The following is a 19,675-nucleotide window of genomic DNA, read 5'->3' as shown; positions in this document are numbered from 1 at the left end:
AGGAGGACAATCAAAGGTGGTTCCACTCTGTGGAACCTCAGGGCTCCAGGCGACACCCCTGGCGGTCGCCCAGCCACCTCGCCGTGTGCGTGCGCCCCAACCCGCTCGCCGCTACCTCACTGCGCTCCGGGTTATCGCTGAACGCACTGGTCGGCACGTACTGCTTCACATACCCGCGGCAATACGCCGCCGGATTGTTCTGCACATACCGGCACGAACAGTATTCCTTGGCCGTATACGCCGCGATGATGTCGGGGAAGGCTTGCAGGTTGACGCGTTCGTGCCAGCCCCACCCCAGCAACGCGAGCAACAGCAACAGCAACAGGCAGGTAAACGGCCGACGACGGATCATGGTTGCACCGCCGCCAGCACGCGCTTGAGCAGTTCGTTATGGTGATAGCTGCCGTCGCGGTCATCGCCGTAGCGCACGATCACTAAATGTTCATCGGGCATCACGTATAACGCCTGGCCCCAGTGGCCGAGGGCGGCGAAGGTGTCGGCGGGGGCGTCGGGCCAGGGTCTTGATGCGCCTTTATTGAGCCACCAATGACCACCGGGGACGGCTTCGTCCTGACCGGACTTGTATTTGTCGAAGGGCTGGCGATTGAAGGCGACCCAGTCTTTGGGCAGCAGTTGTTGATCGCCCCAACGCCCGTCTCGCGCCATCAGCAGGCCGACCCGTGCCAGGTCGCGGGCGGTGAGGTAGGCGTAGGACGAGGCGACGAAGGTTTCGTCGGCGTCGGTTTCCCAGGTGGCGTTGTGAATACCCAGCGGCTTGAACAGCGCATCCCACGGGTAACTCATATAGGCCTTGTGACCGAGCATGCCTTTGAGGGCGGCGGACAGGATATTGGTGTCGCCGCTCGAATAACGGAACACCTGGCCCGGCTCAGCCGTCGCGTCGGTGTCAGCGGCAAAGTCGGCCATGTCACCGCGACCACGGGTGTAGAGCATCGCCACCACTGAGGATTTGAGCGGGGCGTACTCGTAGTCTTCCTGCCAGTCCAGGCCCGAGGCCCAGTGCAGCAGGTCGGCCATGGTCACCTTGGGGTGTTGTTTCATCGGCGGGTAAAAGCGCGCCGCGGGATCGGAGAGTTTGAAGCGGTTCTCGCCGTAGGCCACGCCGAGCACCGTGGCCATCAGGCTTTTGCTGACCGACCAGGTCAGGTGCGGGGTACTGGCGGTGGTGGGCGCGGCGTAGCGCTCATAGAGGATCACACCATCGCGGATCACCAGCAGCGCATCGGTGCGGATGCCTTTGCGGGTGGCATCGTCACGCGGCGGGAACGCGTAGGCATCGAGGGCATCGACAGCGGGGCCTTCGAGCGGCGTGGCCTTGGTCCAGTCCTTGTCAGGCCAGGTTTCGGCATGGGCGGCAACAGTGACAAACAGCAGGGCAACACACAACAGGCCTCTGACCATGGACGCAGACTCAAGGAACGATCAAACCCGGGAGGCTAGCCAACGCCAATGACCGTTTGAAGACACCGCTCTGTTCTTGAAGGCATACGCCACTTCAATAGCCTTTGTTGGTGAAGGCCCTCCCCGCTTGCCCCAACGTTCCTCTCGCCCCTTAAACACCAAAGCGGCGTGGCCGTTTGATTCATAGACGCCCATCCGGCCCTGGGCCAACTGCTCAGGCGGCACACCCTCCACCTCGTCCCAAACACCTAGCCGCCTGAATGCATATTCAAGGCGGCCGCCGCTATTCAGCACGTGCATCGCCTCGGTGAAGCTCGCCGGGCCAGATTCCTGATACCGTTTGGCGCTGACCGCGAACATGAAATTGGCATACAGCACCGTCATCGGATCTTCGCCTTTAAGCTGCGCAACAGCTGCGGCCTGTTTCAATTCGTCCTTCGTCAAGAACGTCGATTCCCCGTTTCTGAGCGTGACATGGTAGCCGTCAGCCGTTTCACGCACCGATTTGAATACGTCCGTAGGACGCTTGCCAAATTGCATCATCACCGCCTTGATCGCCGCAACAGTCGAGCAATTTGCTTTGTTCCACTGACTGAAATCGCCCCAGATATTTCCGACTTTCCCTCCACCGGTGGACGCCGCAGGTTTGTAGTCAAATAGTTTCTCTCCCGAAACATTGGGCTTTTGACTCATCTTTTCCCCATAGGTACGACCATCTTCACCCCGTATACCGGTACCCCCTTCCAGAGGCGCAGGGACTGAAAAGAAAGTCGGCGGGAAGGCCGATGGTGTCGTCTCAGGACGCGGGAAAAACTGCATAGCAACGGGATTTGGCATAGGTCAGCGCTCTGAAAAGCGGAGCCTTTCTGAAGCTCCTGACAGCATGAAGGCCCAACTGCCTTCAAACCCGGCAACTGGGTGGCCAATACCCTTCCTTGGGTTCCCGCAGTCTTCTGCCCTGCGGCTTGCAAGGCGCTGTCATCCAAGCGTCACCATAACTTCATGGAGATGACACCGAGCCTACATAGCCTGAGTTTGGACAACAAAGTCGACCGGCCGAAATCGTGGCCGGCACTCGGAGACTCGCCATGACTCAGATCGCCCGCATCAGCGACACCGGCAATGAACGCCGTCTGCAAGCCGAACGCCTGGTTGGCGCGCAGGCGTTGCAGGAAGCCCAGGCCCTGCGGTTCAACGTGTTCAGCGGCGAGTTCAACGCCAAGCTGAAAGGCGCGGAACTGGGCCTGGACATGGATGACTATGATGTTCACTGCAGCCACATCGGTGTGCGGGACTTGAACAGCGGTCGACTGGTGGCCACCACCCGTTTGCTGGACCATCAGGCGGCCAGCACCCTGGGCCGGTTCTACAGCGAAGAAGAATTCAGCCTGCATGGCCTGCTGCACCTGCAAGGCCCGATCCTGGAGATCGGCCGCACCTGCGTCGACCCGGCTTACCGCAACGGCGGCACCATCGCGGTGTTGTGGGGCGAGTTGGCTGAGGTGCTTAACCAGGGCGGCTACAGCTACCTGATGGGTTGCGCGAGCATTCCGATGCACGACGGCGGCATCCAGGCCCACGCGATCATGCAGCGCCTGCGCGAGCGCTACCTGTGCAACGAACACCTGCGCGCCGAACCGAAAAAGCCGCTGCCGGCGCTGGACTTGCCCTCCAACGTGATCGCGGAGATGCCGCCGTTGCTCAAGGCCTACATGCGCCTGGGTGCGAAGATCTGCGGCGAGCCGTGCTGGGATGAGGATTTCCAGGTGGCCGATGTGTTCATCCTGCTCAAGCGCGATGAACTGTGCCCGCGTTACGCGCGCCACTTCAAGGCTGCAATGTGATGAGCCGCCTGCGGGTTTACGGGCGCATTGCCCGCGTGCTGGTGGTGGTGGCGCTGGGCTTGAGCATGGCCAGTGTGTTTGGGGTGTTCGAGCGTTTGGGGATCGCCAATTCGATGGTGCGGCGCCAGCGTTGGTCGCGGTTTTTCATGGCGCGCCTGACCAACGCCCTGCCCTTTCGCGTGACGGTGCACGGCGAATTGCCAACGCAGCCGATGCTGTGGGTGAGCAATCACGTGTCCTGGACCGATATTCCGCTGCTCGGTGCCGTGGCGCCGATGTCATTCCTGTCCAAGGCCGAAGTGCGCACCTGGCCGGTGGCGGGCTGGTTGGCGGCCAAGGCTGGCAGCTTGTTTATCCGCCGGGGTTCGGGCGACAGCCAGTTGATCCGCAAGCAGATGACCCGCCACCTGGAACAACAGCACCCGCTGTTGATGTTCCCGGAAGGCACCACCACCGACGGGCGCAGCCTGCGTACGTTCCACGGGCGCCTGCTGGCCAGTGCGATCGATGCGGATGTGTCGCTGCAACCCGTGGCGATCCGTTACCTGCGTGATGGGCAAGTGGACCCGCTGGCACCCTTTATTGGCGACGATGATTTGCTCTCGCACTTGATGCGCTTGTTTGCCAATGACCAGGGCGATGTGGAAATCCATGTGCTCACGCCGATTGCCTGTGCCGGGCAGGAGCGTGCGGCGCTGGCGTATCAGGCGCAGCAGGCGGTGCAGAAGGCGTTGTTCGGGCCGGTGCCGGAAGCGGAACATGTGGATGCTCGACCAGCATTCGCTGCCTGAACTCAAGTGAACACCGTTCAAATGTGGGAGGGGGCTTGCCCCCGATTGGGGTGTGTCAGTCACTGCATGCTTTGACTGAACCATTGCTATCGGGGTAAGCCCCCTCCCACATTCAGCTTTACCTTGTCAGTTGGATCTGTGCGAATGCTTGCAGCTCGGGGTAGAACCGTCGGAAATCTTCACTCAGCGGCTCGTACAACTCTCGCAACTCGTGCATGGCATGCCCCAGTTCCTCGGGTTGTGTCAGCCGCCGCGAAATCCCCCGCAACACCTGCTCCATCACTGCAAACTCTCGGTACGAACCCAGCCAATCATCCGCCGCCATATACGGCGCAATCTGCGCCAGTCGCCCCGGCAATTGCGGTTCGGCCGCCAGCACGCGGTACACCTGCGAGGTGAAGTGCTCCAGCGGCTGGTCGGCATACAGCGCCCAGTCCCGCGCCAGGCAGTGGTCGAAAAACACATCGAGGACGATCCCGGCATAACGCCTGCGGGTCAGGCTGAAGCGTGACAACGCCTCCCCCACCAGAGGGTGGCTGTCGGTGAAGCGGTCGATGGAACGATGCAGCTGGATCGCCGATTCGATTTGCGGGCTGAACTGGCCCTGCAGGCGACCTTTGACGAAATCGCCATAGAGGCTGCCCAGCAGTTGCGCAGGAAGTTGGCCGCCCAGGTGCAGATGTGCGAGATAATTCATGGTGCGCAGTCTACCACTGCCCTCAACGTATCGTTATAACCCGATATACCGAATGAGCCTAGGCTCAGACCAAAATCATATTGGTATATCGGGATAGACCGATTTAAAGTTCGCCTCATCGCGATATAACGCTGCAAGACACCGAGCACCTGCCATGTCCATCGACCTCGACGAAATAATAAAAGCCCTGGCACACCCAGTACGACGAGACATCCTCACCTGGCTGAAAGACCCGAAAGTGCAATTCCCCGAGCAACTGCACAACCACGAATACGGCATCTGCGCCGGGCAGATCGACCAGCGCTGCGGCTTGTCCCAGTCGACGGTATCGGCCCACCTGGCCACCCTGCAACGCGCCGGGTTGATCAGCAGCCAGAAGGCCGGCCAGTGGCACTTTTTCAAACGCAACGAGGACACCATCCAGGCCTTCCTCGCGGCGCTCACCACCGAACTCAGCGCGCACGACAGCGCCGCGTTGTAACAAGGAAACGCCAATGCCCCTCTCGCTCCTCATACTGGCCCTCAGCGCCTTCGCCATCGGCACCACCGAGTTCGTCATCATGGGCTTGTTGCCCGATGTGGCGACGGACCTGGGTGTGTCGATTCCCGGCGCCGGCTGGCTGGTGACCGGTTACGCCCTGGGCGTGGCCATCGGCGCGCCCTTCATGGCACTGGCCACCGCCAAACTGCCACGCAAGGCGGCGCTGGTAGCGTTGATGGGCATCTTCATTATCGGCAACCTGCTCTGCGCCCTGGCCAGTGACTACAACGTGCTGATGTTCGCCCGTGTGGTCACCGCGCTGTGCCACGGTGCATTCTTCGGGATTGGTTCAGTGGTGGCGGCCAACCTGGTGCCGGCCAACAAGCGTGCTTCGGCCGTGGCCTTGATGTTCACCGGCCTGACCCTGGCCAATGTGCTCGGCGTGCCGCTGGGCACCGCGCTGGGCCAGGCAGCCGGCTGGCGCTCGACCTTCTGGGCGGTGACGGTGATTGGGGTGGTGGCGTTGATCGGCCTGATCCGCTTCCTGCCGGCCAGGCGTGATGAAGAAAAACTCGACATGCGCGCCGAACTCGCCGCCCTCAAGGGCGCCGGCATCTGGCTGTCGCTGAGCATGACCGCGCTGTTTGCCGCGTCCATGTTCACCCTATTCACCTACGTCGCGCCGCTGCTCGGCGATGTCACCGGCGTGTCGCCCAAGGGCGTGACCTGGACCCTGCTGCTGATCGGCCTGGGCCTCACCGTGGGTAACATCATCGGCGGCAAGCTGGCGGACAAGCGCCTGGCGGCCACTCTGATCGGCGTGTTCATCAGCATGGCGCTGGTCTCCACGGCACTGACCTGGACCAGCGTCGCCGTGATCCCCACCGAAATCACCCTGTTCCTGTGGGCCACCGCCTCGTTTGCCGCCGTGCCTGCGTTGCAGATCAACGTGGTGACCTTCGGCAAGGCCGCACCGAACCTGGTGTCCACCCTGAACATCGGCGCGTTCAACATCGGCAACGCCCTGGGTGCCTGGGTGGGCGGCAGTGTGATCGCCCACGGTTTCGGCCTGACCAGCGTGCCCTTGGCCGCAGCGGCCCTGGCGATTCTCGCGCTGCTGGTGACGCTGATTACTTTCCGTCAGGGCGGCGATGCCGACCTGGCCCTCACTACCCACTGATCAACCACTTAATAGAGAAAGGTGTTATCCCATGACGACTATTTTCGATCCGATCAAACTGGGCGACCTGGAACTGTCGAACCGCATCATCATGGCGCCGCTGACCCGCTGCCGTGCCGATGAAGGTCGCGTGCCCAACGCGCTGATGGCCGAGTACTACGTGCAACGCGCTTCCGCCGGGCTGATCCTCAGCGAAGCCACTTCCGTGACGCCGATGGGCGTGGGCTACCCGGACACCCCAGGCATCTGGTCCAACGACCAGGTGCGCGGCTGGGCCAACGTGACCAAGGCCGTGCACGGCGCGGGCGGCAAGATCTTCCTGCAACTGTGGCACGTGGGCCGTATCTCCCATGAGTCGTACCTGAACGGCGAAAGCCCGGTAGCCCCGAGCGCGATCCAGCCTAAAGGCCACGTCAGCCTGGTGCGTCCACTGGCGGACTACCCGACCCCACGCGCCCTGGAAACCGCGGAAATCGCCGACATCGTCGATGCCTACCGCACCGGTGCCGAGAACGCCAAGGCCGCCGGCTTCGACGGCGTGGAAATCCACGGCGCCAACGGCTACCTGCTCGACCAGTTCCTGCAAAGCAGCACCAACAAGCGCACCGATCAGTACGGCGGCTCCCTGGAAAACCGTGCACGCCTGCTGCTGGAAGTGACCGACGCCGCCATCGACGTCTGGGGCGCTGGCCGCGTGGGTGTGCACCTGGCACCGCGCGCCGACTCCCATGACATGGGCGATGACAACCTGGCGGAAACCTTTACCTACGTTGCCAGCGAACTGGGCAAGCGTGGCATCGCGTTTATCTGCTCCCGTGAGAAAGAAGGTGCGGACAGCCTTGGCCCACAACTGAAGAAAGCCTTTGGCGGCACCTACATCGCCAACGAGCGCTTCACCAAGGACAGCGCCAACGCCTGGCTGGCCTCGGGCAAGGCGGATGCGGTGGCCTTCGGTGTGCCATTCATTGCCAACCCGGACCTGCCGGCGCGCTTGAAAGCCGATGCACCGCTGAACGAAGCGCATCCGGAAACCTTCTATGCCAAAGGCCCGGTCGGCTACATCGACTACCCGACGCTGGCGCTGTAATCGTTATTCCGAAGTAGTACGACCACCCAATGTGGGAGGGGGCTTGCCCCCGATAGCGGCGTGTCAGCCAATGAATCGGGTGACTGACACTGTGCTATCGGGGGCAAGCCCCCTCCCACATTTTTGATTTCTAGCGTCCACGAGGAAACATTCCTTCACAGCCCTGCAACAAAATCGCTACAAAATACTTAGGCGGCTACCTATCAACCGCCCGCCAGCCCGTATATAAAGTCACCCCACCCATCAGGCAGAAGGACGATTGACGGTCCTTGGGCTTTACTGTTGACACAACCTGATGCAATTACGCATTTTGTCTTAATTGCGCAGGCTCGGGCTCCAGCGCAGCATGTCCAGCCCGGCGTCCACCCAGCGTTCGGCTTCCTGATGCAGTTGGAAGCTGTCGGGTACCAGCAGCCACTGGCCGATCAGCCCGTTGATGTAGGCGTGGATGCACACCGCGCCACGGGTGGTATCGAGGTTTTCCGGAAGTTGACCGCGATGGACCGCATTACGCAATGTCAGGCCGATGCGCAGGTTGCATTCCTGGCTGTGGGTCTGGCGCTGGCGACGCATGTCGCACATTTCATCGGTGAATTCGCACTTATGGAACAAGATCTCGTTGATGCGCCGGGTTTTCGGGTCCAGGGCCACTTGATGGAACAAATGAATCAACAACTTGCGCATACAGCCCAGCGGGTCGAGTTCATCCTCGCTTTCACTGGCCCTGGCCAACTCGTCCAGCGGCTCATGCAGCGTGTCGAGCAGCGCCTGGAGCAAATCGGATTTATTGCTGAAATGCCAGTAGATAGCGCCCCGCGTCACACCGGCCAGTGCGGCGATATCCGCCAGCGTGGTCCGCGCAACGCCACGTTCATAGAAGGCTTGCTCGGCGGCCTGGAGAATCTGGCTGCGCGTTTCCTGAGCTTCCTCTTTGGTGCGACGAACCATGGCAGTAAAACCTCAATCGGGACACGGTGGGTGGTGGTTGGCCACCGTCTGAATCATTGTGGGACGACACCGTCATGGGCGCCGAACGTACTAAAATCGAGGCTTTGGGCGTTGCTTTGTCAACATTCCGCGAAGCCTGTCAAGAGTTTACAAACAACCATGAACGTAAGTATATTGCGTAGCAAGCTACTTATCTACTCACAGCTTGTTTTTTACCCTTCCACACTTCTTGTGCGCACCCTGCGCGCCTGACCCGAGGATCTTCATGCAACTTAAGCCAGCTGTTACCGCTCTGGTCACTGCCGTCGCCCTGGCATCGCTGCTCAGCGGATGTAAAAAGGAAGAAGCGGCTCCGCCCGCCCAAACCCCTCAGGTCGGCGTGGTCACCATTCAACCGCAAGCCTATACCCTGACGACCGAGCTGCCAGGCCGCACCACCGCCTACCGCATCGCGGAAGTTCGCCCACAGGTCAACGGCATCATTCTCAAGCGCCTGTTCAAGGAAGGTGGCGACGTGAAGGAAGGGCAACAGCTCTACCAGATCGACCCGTCGGTGTATGACGCCACCCTGAAAAGCGCACAGGCCAGCCTGACCCAGACCAAGTCCATCTCCGACCGCTACAAGCAGTTGGTCGATGAGCAGGCCGTCAGCCGTCAGGAATACGACACCGCCGTCGCCAACCGCATGACCGCGGAAGCAAACGTTCAAACCGCCCAGATCAACGTGCGCTACACCAAAGTGTTCGCGCCGATCTCCGGGCGTATCGGCCGTTCTTCGGTAACCGAAGGCGCGCTGGTCAGCAACGGCCAGGCCGATGCCATGGCCGTCATCCAGCAACTGGACCCGATCTACGTCGACGTCACGCAGTCTTCGGCCGAAATGCTGAAACTGCGCCGCGACCTGGAAAGCGGCCAGCTGGAAAAAGCCGGCGCCAACGCGGCCAAGGTCAAGCTGACCCTGGAAGACGGCACTGCCTATGGCCAGGACGGCAAGCTGGAGTTCTCCGAAGTATCGGTCGACCAGACCACCGGCTCCGTGACCCTGCGCGCCGTGTTCCCCAACCCTGACCACACCCTGCTGCCGGGCATGTTCGTGCACGCCCAGTTGCAAGCCGGCGTGAACAGCAAGGCCATCCTGGCACCGCAACAAGGCGTGACCCGTGATATCAAAGGTATCCCGACCGCCATGGTGGTGAACAAGGACAACAAGGTCGAGCAGCGTCAACTGGTGGCCAACCGCACTGCCGGCGCCTACTGGCTGGTGGAAAAAGGCCTGGACGCCGGTGACCGCGTGATCACCGAAGGCCTGCAATTCATCAAGCCGGGCATTGAAGTCAAGGTCAAGGACGCCGACAACGCCAAGCCTGCCGGTTCTGCTCCCGCTCCTGCCGCCGCTGCTGGCCAGGGGGAGTAACCCATGTCGAAATTTTTTATCGACCGTCCCATTTTCGCCTGGGTAATTGCCCTGGTGATCATGCTGGTCGGGGCATTGTCGATCCTGAAGTTGCCCATCAACCAATACCCGGCCATCGCGCCAACCGCCATCGACATCCAGGTGACCTACCCAGGCGCGTCCGCACAAACCGTGCAGGACACCGTGGTGCAGGTGATCGAGCAACAGCTCAACGGTATCGACAACCTGCGTTATGTCGCCTCGGACAGTAACTCCGACGGCAGCATGACCATCACCGCGACGTTCAACCAGGGTACCAACCCGGACATCGCCCAGGTCCAGGTGCAAAACAAGCTGAACCTGGCGACCCCGCTACTGCCGCAAGAAGTGCAGCAGCAGGGTATCCGTGTGACCAAGTCGGTGAAGAACTTCCTGATGGTGATCGGTCTGGTGTCGGAAGACGGCAGCATGACCAAGGACGACCTGTCCAACTACATCGTGTCCAACATCCAGGACCCGATCTCGCGGACGGCAGGTGTAGGTGACTTCCAGGTGTTCGGTTCGCAGTACGCCATGCGTATCTGGCTCGACCCGGCCAAGTTGAACAACTACCAGTTGACCCCGGTCGACGTCAGCACCGCCATCGCGGCGCAGAACGTCCAGGTGGCCACCGGCCAATTGGGCGGCCTGCCTGCTCTGCCCGGTACCCAGCTGAACGCAACCATCATCGGCAAGACCCGCCTGCAGACCGCTGAAGAGTTCGGCAAGATCCTGATGAAGGTCAATACCGACGGTTCCCAGGTTCGCCTGCGTGACATCGCGCGGATCGAACTGGGTGGCCAGAACTACAGCATCAGCGCACAGTTCAACGGCAAGCCGGCTTCGGGTATGGCGATCAAGCTCGCCTCGGGCGCCAACGCCCTGGACACCGCCAAGGCCATCCGTGCCACCGTGGCGTCCCTGGAACCGTTCTTCCCGCCAGGCATGAAGGCAGTGGTGCCGTATGACACCACGCCGGTGGTGACCGAATCGATCTCCGGTGTAGTCCACACCCTGGTCGAAGCGATCGTGCTGGTGTTCCTGGTGATGTTCCTGTTCCTGCAGAACTTCCGCGCCACCATCATCACCACCATGACCGTACCGGTGGTATTGCTGGGTACCTTCGGGATCCTGGCCGCGTTCGGTTTCACCATCAACACCCTGACCATGTTCGGCATGATCCTGGCCATCGGCCTGCTGGTGGACGATGCCATCGTCGTGGTGGAAAACGTCGAGCGGGTAATGGCCGAGGAACACCTGTCGCCCAAGGAGGCGACGGTCAAGTCCATGGGCCAGATCCAGGGTGCCCTGGTCGGTATTGCCCTGGTGCTGTCGGCGGTACTGTTGCCGATGGCATTCTTCGGTGGCTCCACCGGTGTGATCTACAAACAGTTCTCCATCACCATCGTTTCGGCCATGGCGTTGTCGGTACTGGTTGCCCTGATCTTCACCCCGGCCTTGTGCGCCACCATGCTCAAGCCGATCGACCCTGAGAAGCACGGCCAACCCAAGCGGGGTTTCTTCGGCTGGTTCAACCGCACCTTCGACCGTGGCGTACTGAGCTACGAGCGCGGCGTGGGCAACATGATCAAGCACAAGTTTCCAGCATTCTTCGTGTACCTGATCATCTTCGCCGGCATGATCTGGCTGTTCACCCGCATTCCGAGCGCATTCCTGCCGGAAGAAGACCAGGGCGTGATCTTTGCCCAGGTGCAGACCCCGGTCGGCTCTTCGGCCGAACGTACGCAGAAAGTCATCGACGACATGCGTGCCTTCCTGCTCAACGACAAGGAAGGCGAGCCGGGCGAAGGCAAGGCGGTGAAGTCGGTATTCACCGTAAACGGCTTCAACTTCGCCGGTCGTGGCCAGAGTTCGGGCCTGGCGTTCGTGATGCTCAAGCCGTGGGATGAACGGGATGCGTCCACCTCGGTATTCGAAGTGGCCAAGCGTGCCCAGGGTTACTTCTTCGGAGCGTTCAAGGACGCCATGGTGTTCGCCATCGTGCCGCCTTCGGTACTGGAATTGGGTAACGCCACCGGTTTCGACGTGTTCCTGCAAGACCAGGGCGGCGTTGGCCACCAGAAGCTGATGGATGCACGCAACCAGTTCCTCGGGGCCGCCGCGCAAAGCAAGATCCTGGCGGGTGTGCGCCCCAACGGCGTGAACGATGAGCCGCAGTACGAGCTCACCGTCGACGACGAGAAGGCCAGTGCCCAGGGTATTTCGCTGTCGAGCATCAACCAGACCCTGGCGATCGCCCTGGGTGGCAGCTACGTCAACGACTTCATCGACCGTGGTCGGGTGAAAAAGGTGTACGTGCAAGGTGAAGCCGCTGGCCGCATGTCCCCAGAAGACCTGGACAAATGGTACGTGCGCAGCGACTCCGGGAAGATGGTGCCGATGTCGGCCATTTCCTCGGGCAAATGGATCTACGGTTCGCCCAAGCTCTCGCGCTACAACGGTGTAGCGGCAATGGAAATCCTCGGTACCCCGGCCCCGGGCTACAGTACCGGTGACGCCATGGCCGAAGTCGAACGTATCGCCAAGGAACTGCCGGCCGGTATCGGCTACGCATGGACCGGCCTGTCGTACGAAGAACGTCTGTCCGGCTCCCAGGCGCCTGCGCTGTACGCGTTGTCGCTGCTGGTGGTGTTCCTGTGCCTCGCGGCCCTGTACGAAAGCTGGTCGATCCCGATTGCGGTGGTGCTGGTCGTGCCGCTGGGTGTGGTAGGTGCGTTGATCGCCACCAGCATGCGCGGGTTGTCCAACGACGTGTTCTTCCAGGTGGGCCTGTTGGTGACGGTGGGCCTGGCGGCGAAAAACGCCATCCTGATCGTGGAGTTCGCCAAAGAACTTCACGAACAAGGCAAGGGCATCGTCGAGTCGGCCATCGAAGCCTCGCGGATGCGTCTGCGCCCGATCATCATGACCTCCATGGCGTTCATCCTCGGCGTATTGCCGCTGGCGATCTCCTCGGGTGCAGGTTCGGGCAGCCAGCACGCGATCGGTACCGGTGTAATCGGCGGTATGATCACGGCCACCGTGCTGGCGATCTTCTGGGTGCCCCTGTTCTTCGCAACCGTATCCGCCGCTGGCGAACGTAAAAAGACTGACACAACTGAAACCCCTAAAGAGGCTGGCCAATGAGCAAGTCGCTACTTTCCCTAGCCGTCACCGCATTCGTGCTCAGTGGCTGCTCGCTGATACCTGACTATCAGCGCCCCGAAGCGCCGGTGGCCGCACAGTTCCCGCAGGGGCCGGCGTATTCGTCGGCCCAGGCGCCGAGCCAGGCCGCTGTCGAGCAGGGCTGGAAGCAGTTTTTCCATGATCCGGCCCTGCAACAGCTGATCCAGACCGCGCTGGTGAACAACCGTGACCTGCGTGTCGCGGCCCTGAACATCGACGCCTATGCCGCGCAGTACCAGATCCAGCGCGCCGATCTGTTCCCGGCCGTGTCGGCCACGGGCAGCGGCAGCCGTTCGCGTACCCCGGCCCGCTTGTCGCAGACCGGCGAATCGACCATCAGCAGCCAATACTCGGCCGGTCTCGGGATCAGCTCGTATGAGCTGGACCTGTTCGGTCGCGTACGCAGCCTGAGTGAAGAAGCCCTGCAAAAGTACTTCGCCACCGAAGAAGCACGGCGCAGTACCCAGATCAGCCTGGTGGCCAGCGTGGCCAACGCCTACCTGACCTGGCAGGCCGACAAGGAACTGCTCAAGCTGACCCAGGACACCCTGGACGCGTACGAGCAAAGCTTCAAGCTCACCTCGCGCAGCAACGAAGTCGGCGTGGCCTCGGCCCTCGACCTGAGCCAATCGCGTACCTCGGTGGAAAACGCCCGGGTTGCCCTGGCGCGTTATACCCGCCAGGTGGCCCAGGACGAAAACAGCCTGACCCTGCTGCTGGGCACCGGCCTGCCGGCGAATATCGTCAGCAAGCCGCTGTCGGATAACCTGCTCAGCGAAGTGCCGGCCGGCTTGCCATCGGACCTGCTGCAACGTCGTCCCGACATCATGCAAGCCGAGTACAACCTCAAGGCCGCCAACGCCAACATCGGTGCGGCCCGTGCCGCGTTCTTCCCGAGCATCAGCCTGACCGCCAGCGCCGGTACCGCGAGCCCTAACCTGGGCGGCCTGTTCAAAGGCGGTTCGGGCACCTGGTCGTTCGCCCCGCAGATCAACATCCCGATCTTCAACGCCGGTAGCCTGCGCGCCAGCCTGGACTACTCGAAGATCCAGAAAGAGATCAACGTGGCCAACTACGAGAAGGCGATCCAGACCGGCTTCCAGGAAGTCTCCGACGGCCTTGCCGCACGTGAGACCTACAAGCAGCAACTGGACGCCCAGCGCGGCTTCGTCGCGGCCAACCAGGATTACTACCGCCTGGCCGAGCGTCGCTACCGCATCGGTGTCGACAGCAACCTGACGTTCCTCGATGCCCAGCGCCAACTGTTCAGTGCCCAGCAATCGCTGATCACCGACCGCCTGGCGCAGCTCACCAGCGAGGTCAACCTGTACAAGGCCCTCGGCGGTGGCTGGAGCGAGCAGACCGCGAAGAACGAGCCGTTGAAAGAAGAAGCACCGCCACTGAAGTTGTTCTGATAACACCCGCGTCAACGAAGCCCACCTTTTGGTGGGCTTTTTGCTTTTCTGCAGCGGACAACTTGCGTTCGATCATCGCCCACAACCCGCTCTCCCCCACTTTCATCGCCCCCGCGCCGCCGCGCACCATGGCCGCCACCTGCATAAACCCAATAACAACAGGTCCTTACGCCATGAGCACTTTCCACCCGCGCCAGCTTTTGCTGGCAACCGCTGTCGCCAGTCTTGCCCTGCCCGTCCTCGCCGAGGAACACGGCTTTCTCGAAGACGCCAGCGCCAACCTCAACCTGCGCAATTTCTTCTTCAACCGCAATTACACCAACCCGACCAAGACCCAGGGCGGCGCGCAGGAGTGGACGCAGAGTTTCATCCTCGATGCCAAGTCCGGCTTCACCCAGGGCACGGTGGGTTTCGGGATGGATGTGCTGGGCATGTACTCGTTGAAGCTCGATGGCGGGCGCGGCACCGGCGGCACCCAGTTGTTGCCGCTGGACCACGACGGCCGCCCGGCGGATGAATTCGGGCGTCTGGGCGTGGCGTTCAAGGCGCGTATTTCCAAGACGGAAGTGAAGGTTGGTGAATGGATGCCGGTGCTGCCGATCCTGCGTTCGGACGATGGCCGTTCCCTGCCGCAAACCCTGCGCGGCGGGCAGATCACCTCCAAGGAGATCGACGGACTGACCCTCTACGGTGGCCAGTTCCGCGCCAACAGCCCGCGTGACGACAGCAGCATGAGCGACCTGTCGATGTTCGGCAAAGCCGCGTTCACCTCGGACCGCTTCAACTTCCAGGGCGGCGAATACCTGTTCAACGACAAACTCACCCAGATCGGCCTGTGGAATGCCCAGCTCAAGGACATCTACAGCCAGCAGTTCGTCAACCTGACCCACAGCCAGCCGTTGGGCGACTGGACCCTGGGCGCCAACCTCGGCTTCTTCTATGGCAAGGACGATGGCAGCGCCCGTGCCGGCGAGCTGGACAACAAGACCTGGTCCGGCCTGTTCTCCGCCAGATACGGCGGCAACACCTTCTACGTCGGCCTGCAAAAGCTCACCGGCAACAGCGCCTGGATGCGGGTCAACGGTACCAGCGGCGGCACCCTGGCCAACGACAGCTACAACAGCAGCTACGACAACGCCCAGGAGAAATCCTGGCAAGTGCGTCACGACTACAACTTCGCCGCCCTCGGCGTGCCCGGCCTGACCCTGATGAACCGCTATATCAGCGGCAGCAACGTACACACCGGCACCATCACTGACGGCAAGGAATGGGGCCGCGAAACCGAAGTGGGCTATACAGTGCAAAGCGGCGTGGCCAAAAACCTCAATGTGCGCCTGCGCAATTCCAGCATGCGCCGCGACTACAGCAACAATGAGTTCGACGAGAACCGGTTGATCGTCAGTTACCCGATCAGCCTGCTGTAAAGCCGCATTACATTTATCCAGGGAACGATTTGAAGTGTCCGGTCGACTTCATGAGACAGGGCCAGTGCCTGGCTCTCCCACAGGGATCTCACATGGACGCTTCAAATCGTATTGCATGCTCCAAGGTCTTCAGCAACAGCCACTACACACCCGACCCACCTCCCCGACTGGCGTTCACGCCCGACAATCCGGTTCAAGCTCATCGGCATCCGTTTCTGGATGACGGCAATTTGAAGGCCTGCGGACAATCAGTCTGGGAGCATGACCTGACCTACAGCATCAGCAACAGCCTGATCCTTGAAACCGGTGACAAAGCGGACCAGATCCATATCAGCCAGCACCTTCCAGGCAAGCTGGATGTAAAGGTCAATGACCGGTCGTATCGCTTTGACAGCCACGATGAAAACGGCGAGCCACTGACCTTTCACCTCAAGACCCACGGCGGTAACGACAACATCCGCATTGACGCCAACGTGACCCAGCCGATCACGGTGGACGCCGGGGACGGCGACGATCGGGTGCGCGCCGGCGGTGGCTACACCCGCCTGTTCGGCGGTCCTGGCAACGATGTCCTTCACCTCGGCAGCGGCCTTGGCTACGCCGAAGGTGGCGACGGCGGCGACACGATCGTTGGCGGCAGCGGCGACAACGTGATCTATGGCAACAATGGCAACGACCGCCTTTACGCCGGTGCAGGGCCAAAAAGCAAAACGAGCTACCTGGACGGCGGCAATGGCAATGATCGCCTGTCTGCTGGCAACGGCCATACGGTGTTGCATGGCGGCGCCGATGATGATCGTTTGATCGCCCACGACCGCAGCACTGTCTATACCGGCAGTGGCCGCGACACAGTCATTGCCAATCGTCCCGGCGACCTGATCTACGCTCAATCCGGCGATACGATCCAGCGTCTCAACGGCTCGGTATTGACCACCGTCACGCCTGACCAAGCACCGCTTGAGGGGTTTGTCATAAAAGGCTCGGTCGACTTTATCCAACGGGTCGAAGACGATCTGGCCTTGCTGCGCAGCTCCCCTCAAGGCAAACAGATGCTTGCCGAAATGAACGCGATAGCCCGGCGCAACGGCGCACCGGTAACGTTGGTGGAGGACCTGCTCGACACTGGAAGCAGCTACACCTATGGCAGCGAGGAACTCAAAACCTTGATGCAATACGAACGCCCGCCAGCGGTCGGCGACGATCCCAAGTGGGGGTTCATGGTGGACGGTGTGCCGGGGTCGCGGGCTGACCGGGCTGAAATCACCTATAACCGCTCCGCTCTGGACGTATTGGCCGGCGTGACGTATTCGCCCATCACAATCCTTTATCACGAAATGGTCCACGCCTATAACGCCGGTAACGGCACCGCGTTGACGGGCTCGACCGTGGAGACATTCAAGGGCGAAGCACTGGATGTGCCCAACAGCGAACGTCAAGCGGTGGGGTTGCCTACCACGCCCGAGTCTTCTCCCAACCCCAAACCCTTTACTGAAAACGCCTTGAACGAAGAAATGGGCAAGCCGCTGCGTACCCAATACGTCGGCTGAGCCTGAACAGTGCTCGTTGGTCAGGCGGTAACCTCACACCATCCATCTTCCTGTATGGTGCGCGCCTGCCGCTGCTGATCCACCCAGCAGCGGCCCTCCATTCGAGCCCGTGCCCACCATGAAATCCTTCGCCATCGCATCCGCCGTGCTTGCCCTGGCCCTGAGCCTCAGCGGCTGTATTGGCGCACCTGTCGCCCTGACACCCCAGACCGAGCAACGCCTGCAAGGCCAGGCGCCGATCCGTTTTCTGCTGACCTTCGATGACGGCCCCAGTGCGTCAGGCTATAACAACCCGAGCCGCTCAGTGGTGGCTGACCTGGCGCAAAACCCGATACTGCCGGGGATCAAGGCGGTGTTCTTTCTGCAAACCGAAGCCTCACGCTCCGGTGGCAGTTCGCGGGGTCGCAAGACCATGCAGCGCGAGTATGCGGCCGGTCACATCCTCGCCTTCCACACCGCCACGGCGTTTCATACCAACCATCGCTGGCTGAATGACGCCGAACTGGAACGTACCCTCACCCAGGGTGCCGCTGACATTGCGTCGATCACCGGCAACCCGCCGGTGCTGGTCCGCCCGCCGTTCTGGAATTACGACCGCCGCACCTTCGCCGCCTACCAGCGTCACGGCATGCAGGTGCTGCTCACGGATTTGAGTGCCAATGACGGCAAGATCTGGGGCTTCAACGGCAGCCCACGGCGCCGGGCCAATTTGTATCGGCAACTGTCGGTGGTGCGCGAACACATTGCGTTGGGCGAGTTGCCGACGGTGGATGGCGTGATCCCTGTGGTAGTGACCTTCCACGACATCAACCGCTACACCGCGCGGCATATGCAGGAATACTTGCAGATCCTGTTGGACAGCGCACGGATCACCGGTATGAAGACCGCCGCTGAACCGTTCTACACCGACACGGCCGCCCTGCAACGTGCGGCGCTGGCACGCACGGTGAAGGACGTGAATGAACCGGTGCGTCTGCCGGGCGTGTGGAATTGGGTGTGGGATGCCGATTCCCACTGACCCCTATTCCCGCGACTCAACCCCCAACTCATCCCACACCGACTCAGCCAGATGAAAAGTGGCATTCGCCGCCGGAATCCCGCAGTAGATCGCGCTCTGCATCAGCACTTCCTTGATCTCGGCGCGGGTCACGCCATTGCTGGCGGCGGCGCGCAGGTGCAGCTTGAGTTCTTCACTGCGGTTCATGCCGATCAGCATCGCGATGGTGATCAGGCTGCGGGTGTGCCGTGGCAGGCCGGGGCGGGTCCAGATATCACCCCAGGCGTGGCGGGTGATCATTTCCTGGAACTCGCTGTTGAACTCGGTCAGGGCATTGAGGCTGCGGTCGACATGGGCATCGCCCAGCACTTCGCGGCGCACTTGCAGGCCTTCGGCGTAACGTTGTTTCTCGTCCACAAACAGCTCCTCAGCGGGCCAGCAGGAATTCGATTACGCAGTTGCTGAACGCAGCGCCAGCCTGCACATTGGACAGGTGCGCCGCATAGAACTCGGCGTACTCGGCGCCCCGCACATGGTTCTGGATAAAGTGACCGCCGGCCGGTGGGGTGACCGCATCGTCGGTGCCGGCAATCACTAACGTCGGCACCTTGATCAAGGCCAGTTGCTCACGAAAATCCGCATCGCGCACCGCCGCGCAATTGGCAGCGTAACCTTCAGGCGAGGTCGCCGCGAGCATGTCGGTAATCTGCTTGGCCTGGTGCGGGTTGGCGGCTGCGAAATCAGCCGTGAACCAGCGTGCGATGGACGCATCGCGCAGCGCCACCATCGCCGCTGCGCCGTCACGCAACACCATCTCGATGCGAGGGTTCCACACCTCGGGCGTGCCGATCCTGGCGGCGGTGTTGCACACCACCAGACGGTTCAGGCGCTTGCCCGCGTTGATCCCCAGCCATTGGCCGATCAGGCCGCCCATGGACAAACCGCAGAAATGCGCGCGTTGGATATCCAGCGCATCCAGCAGCGCGATCACGTCCCGGCCGAGCTGTTCGATGCTGTACGGCCCCGGGGTGACCAGGGATTTGCCATGGCCACGGGTGTCGAAACGCAGCACGCGAAAATGCTGGGTGAAGGCCGCAATCTGGATGTCCCACATATGCAGGTCGGTACCCAGTGAGTTGGACAGCACCAGCACTGGCGCATCCACTGGCCCGTCCAGTTGGTAATGCAGGTCGCCTTCGGCGAGTTGTACAAATGCCACGGTGG

General features: G+C 61.6%; 18 protein-coding genes. 11 read left to right on the top strand and 7 right to left on the bottom strand.

Annotated features, from left to right (window positions below; translation table 11 throughout):
• Positions 1 to 37: 37 nt before the first annotated feature.
• The 3 genes from LUU92_RS07190 to LUU92_RS07180 are packed head-to-tail and all read right to left on the bottom strand — an operon-like array spanning position 38 to position 2,259.
• Positions 38 to 352 (bottom strand): amidase, encoded by a 315-nt coding sequence (locus tag LUU92_RS07190; protein WP_071488885.1) that lies wholly within the window; start codon positions 350 to 352, stop codon positions 38 to 40.
• On the bottom strand, positions 349 to 1,422 hold the full coding sequence (locus LUU92_RS07185) for a serine hydrolase domain-containing protein (RefSeq protein ID WP_257103348.1): 1,074 nt from the start codon (positions 1,420 to 1,422) through the stop codon (positions 349 to 351). Before LUU92_RS07185 ends, LUU92_RS07190 begins: the two co-directional genes overlap by 4 nt.
• A gap of 21 nt (positions 1,423 to 1,443) precedes the next feature.
• A complete protein-coding gene (locus LUU92_RS07180) occupies positions 1,444 to 2,259 on the bottom strand; it encodes a hypothetical protein (RefSeq protein ID WP_130898098.1) in 816 nt (271 codons plus the stop codon).
• Positions 2,260 to 2,510: 251 nt separating this feature from the next.
• On the opposite strand from LUU92_RS07180, the gene olsB reads away from it, so the two are divergent.
• Both olsB and LUU92_RS07170 read left to right on the top strand, forming a co-directional pair.
• On the top strand, positions 2,511 to 3,266 hold the full coding sequence (gene olsB / locus LUU92_RS07175) for an L-ornithine N(alpha)-acyltransferase (protein WP_003172415.1): 756 nt from the start codon (positions 2,511 to 2,513) through the stop codon (positions 3,264 to 3,266).
• Complete coding sequence (locus LUU92_RS07170; protein WP_071488882.1) at positions 3,266 to 4,057, top strand: lysophospholipid acyltransferase family protein; 792 nt, start codon at positions 3,266 to 3,268, stop codon at positions 4,055 to 4,057. Before olsB ends, LUU92_RS07170 begins: the two co-directional genes overlap by 1 nt.
• Before the next feature lie 118 nt (positions 4,058 to 4,175).
• On the opposite strand, the gene LUU92_RS07165 is transcribed toward LUU92_RS07170, so the two are convergent.
• Positions 4,176 to 4,754, bottom strand: coding sequence for an acyl carrier protein phosphodiesterase (locus LUU92_RS07165; protein WP_071488881.1), 579 nt, complete (start codon positions 4,752 to 4,754; stop codon positions 4,176 to 4,178).
• A gap of 154 nt (positions 4,755 to 4,908) precedes the next feature.
• Between LUU92_RS07165 and LUU92_RS07160 the strand changes: the two genes are divergently transcribed.
• The 3 genes from LUU92_RS07160 to LUU92_RS07150 are packed head-to-tail and all read left to right on the top strand — an operon-like array spanning position 4,909 to position 7,502.
• On the top strand, positions 4,909 to 5,235 hold the full coding sequence (locus LUU92_RS07160) for an ArsR/SmtB family transcription factor (RefSeq protein ID WP_016975101.1): 327 nt from the start codon (positions 4,909 to 4,911) through the stop codon (positions 5,233 to 5,235).
• A 13-nt stretch (positions 5,236 to 5,248) separates the two neighbouring features.
• On the top strand, positions 5,249 to 6,415 hold the full coding sequence (locus LUU92_RS07155) for an MFS transporter (RefSeq protein WP_257103347.1): 1,167 nt from the start codon (positions 5,249 to 5,251) through the stop codon (positions 6,413 to 6,415).
• Between the two features lie 31 nt (positions 6,416 to 6,446).
• Positions 6,447 to 7,502 carry an alkene reductase gene (locus LUU92_RS07150; RefSeq protein ID WP_071488879.1) on the top strand — a complete coding sequence of 352 codons (1,056 nt, stop codon included), beginning with the start codon at positions 6,447 to 6,449 and terminating at the stop codon, positions 7,500 to 7,502.
• Positions 7,503 to 7,817: 315 nt separating this feature from the next.
• On the opposite strand, the gene LUU92_RS07145 is transcribed toward LUU92_RS07150, so the two are convergent.
• Positions 7,818 to 8,450 carry a TetR family transcriptional regulator gene (locus LUU92_RS07145; protein WP_071488878.1) on the bottom strand — a complete coding sequence of 211 codons (633 nt, stop codon included), beginning with the start codon at positions 8,448 to 8,450 and terminating at the stop codon, positions 7,818 to 7,820.
• Between the two features lie 265 nt (positions 8,451 to 8,715).
• Here LUU92_RS07145 and LUU92_RS07140 point away from each other — a divergent pair, with 265 nt between their 5' ends.
• From LUU92_RS07140 to LUU92_RS07115, 6 genes are all read left to right on the top strand, one after another.
• Positions 8,716 to 9,864 carry an efflux RND transporter periplasmic adaptor subunit gene (locus tag LUU92_RS07140; protein WP_058425202.1) on the top strand — a complete coding sequence of 383 codons (1,149 nt, stop codon included), beginning with the start codon at positions 8,716 to 8,718 and terminating at the stop codon, positions 9,862 to 9,864.
• A gap of 3 nt (positions 9,865 to 9,867) precedes the next feature.
• Positions 9,868 to 13,029, top strand: coding sequence for an efflux RND transporter permease subunit (locus LUU92_RS07135; protein WP_071488877.1), 3,162 nt, complete (start codon positions 9,868 to 9,870; stop codon positions 13,027 to 13,029).
• A complete protein-coding gene (adeC, locus tag LUU92_RS07130; protein ID WP_071488876.1) occupies positions 13,026 to 14,483 on the top strand; it encodes an AdeC/AdeK/OprM family multidrug efflux complex outer membrane factor in 1,458 nt (485 codons plus the stop codon). The genes LUU92_RS07135 and adeC overlap by 4 nt, the downstream gene beginning before the upstream one ends.
• A gap of 173 nt (positions 14,484 to 14,656) precedes the next feature.
• Complete coding sequence (locus LUU92_RS07125; protein ID WP_257103346.1) at positions 14,657 to 15,907, top strand: OprD family porin; 1,251 nt, start codon at positions 14,657 to 14,659, stop codon at positions 15,905 to 15,907.
• 92 nt (positions 15,908 to 15,999) lie between these two features.
• Positions 16,000 to 17,454, top strand: coding sequence for a M91 family zinc metallopeptidase (locus LUU92_RS07120; protein WP_257103345.1), 1,455 nt, complete (start codon positions 16,000 to 16,002; stop codon positions 17,452 to 17,454).
• 118 nt (positions 17,455 to 17,572) lie between these two features.
• Entirely contained in the window at positions 17,573 to 18,472 is a 900-nt protein-coding gene (locus tag LUU92_RS07115) for a polysaccharide deacetylase family protein (RefSeq protein WP_222541145.1), read from the top strand.
• A 3-nt stretch (positions 18,473 to 18,475) separates the two neighbouring features.
• Here the strand turns inward: LUU92_RS07115 and pcaC are convergent, their stop codons facing one another.
• Positions 18,476 to 18,868 (bottom strand): 4-carboxymuconolactone decarboxylase, encoded by a 393-nt coding sequence (gene pcaC, locus LUU92_RS07110; protein ID WP_028619276.1) that lies wholly within the window; start codon positions 18,866 to 18,868, stop codon positions 18,476 to 18,478.
• Between the two features lie 10 nt (positions 18,869 to 18,878).
• Positions 18,879 to 19,670: a 3-oxoadipate enol-lactonase gene (gene pcaD / locus LUU92_RS07105; RefSeq protein ID WP_257103344.1), complete on the bottom strand. Its 792-nt coding sequence runs from the start codon at positions 19,668 to 19,670 to the stop codon at positions 18,879 to 18,881.
• Between the last annotated feature and the right edge of the window lie 5 nt (positions 19,671 to 19,675).

This window comes from Pseudomonas extremorientalis (assembly GCF_024584605.1).
GTDB lineage: Bacteria > Pseudomonadota > Gammaproteobacteria > Pseudomonadales > Pseudomonadaceae > Aquipseudomonas > Aquipseudomonas extremorientalis.
This window is presented reverse-complemented; position numbering and strand designations above follow the sequence as displayed.

What these genes read in the sequence shown, in the direction of transcription:
- LUU92_RS07190 (WP_071488885.1), bottom strand. Translation starts at nt 352, where the DNA reads ATGATCCGTCGTCGGCCGTTTACCTGCCTGTTGCTGTTGCTGTTGCTC.
- LUU92_RS07185 (WP_257103348.1), bottom strand. Translation starts at nt 1,422, where the DNA reads ATGGTCAGAGGCCTGTTGTGTGTTGCCCTGCTGTTTGTCACTGTTGCC.
- LUU92_RS07180 (WP_130898098.1), bottom strand. Translation starts at nt 2,259, where the DNA reads ATGCCAAATCCCGTTGCTATGCAGTTTTTCCCGCGTCCTGAGACGACA.
- olsB (WP_003172415.1), top strand. Translation starts at nt 2,511, where the DNA reads ATGACTCAGATCGCCCGCATCAGCGACACCGGCAATGAACGCCGTCTG.
- LUU92_RS07170 (WP_071488882.1), top strand. Translation starts at nt 3,266, where the DNA reads ATGAGCCGCCTGCGGGTTTACGGGCGCATTGCCCGCGTGCTGGTGGTG.
- LUU92_RS07165 (WP_071488881.1), bottom strand. Translation starts at nt 4,754, where the DNA reads ATGAATTATCTCGCACATCTGCACCTGGGCGGCCAACTTCCTGCGCAA.
- LUU92_RS07160 (WP_016975101.1), top strand. Translation starts at nt 4,909, where the DNA reads ATGTCCATCGACCTCGACGAAATAATAAAAGCCCTGGCACACCCAGTA.
- LUU92_RS07155 (WP_257103347.1), top strand. Translation starts at nt 5,249, where the DNA reads ATGCCCCTCTCGCTCCTCATACTGGCCCTCAGCGCCTTCGCCATCGGC.
- LUU92_RS07150 (WP_071488879.1), top strand. Translation starts at nt 6,447, where the DNA reads ATGACGACTATTTTCGATCCGATCAAACTGGGCGACCTGGAACTGTCG.
- LUU92_RS07145 (WP_071488878.1), bottom strand. Translation starts at nt 8,450, where the DNA reads ATGGTTCGTCGCACCAAAGAGGAAGCTCAGGAAACGCGCAGCCAGATT.
- LUU92_RS07140 (WP_058425202.1), top strand. Translation starts at nt 8,716, where the DNA reads ATGCAACTTAAGCCAGCTGTTACCGCTCTGGTCACTGCCGTCGCCCTG.
- LUU92_RS07135 (WP_071488877.1), top strand. Translation starts at nt 9,868, where the DNA reads ATGTCGAAATTTTTTATCGACCGTCCCATTTTCGCCTGGGTAATTGCC.
- adeC (WP_071488876.1), top strand. Translation starts at nt 13,026, where the DNA reads ATGAGCAAGTCGCTACTTTCCCTAGCCGTCACCGCATTCGTGCTCAGT.
- LUU92_RS07125 (WP_257103346.1), top strand. Translation starts at nt 14,657, where the DNA reads ATGAGCACTTTCCACCCGCGCCAGCTTTTGCTGGCAACCGCTGTCGCC.
- LUU92_RS07120 (WP_257103345.1), top strand. Translation starts at nt 16,000, where the DNA reads ATGGACGCTTCAAATCGTATTGCATGCTCCAAGGTCTTCAGCAACAGC.
- LUU92_RS07115 (WP_222541145.1), top strand. Translation starts at nt 17,573, where the DNA reads ATGAAATCCTTCGCCATCGCATCCGCCGTGCTTGCCCTGGCCCTGAGC.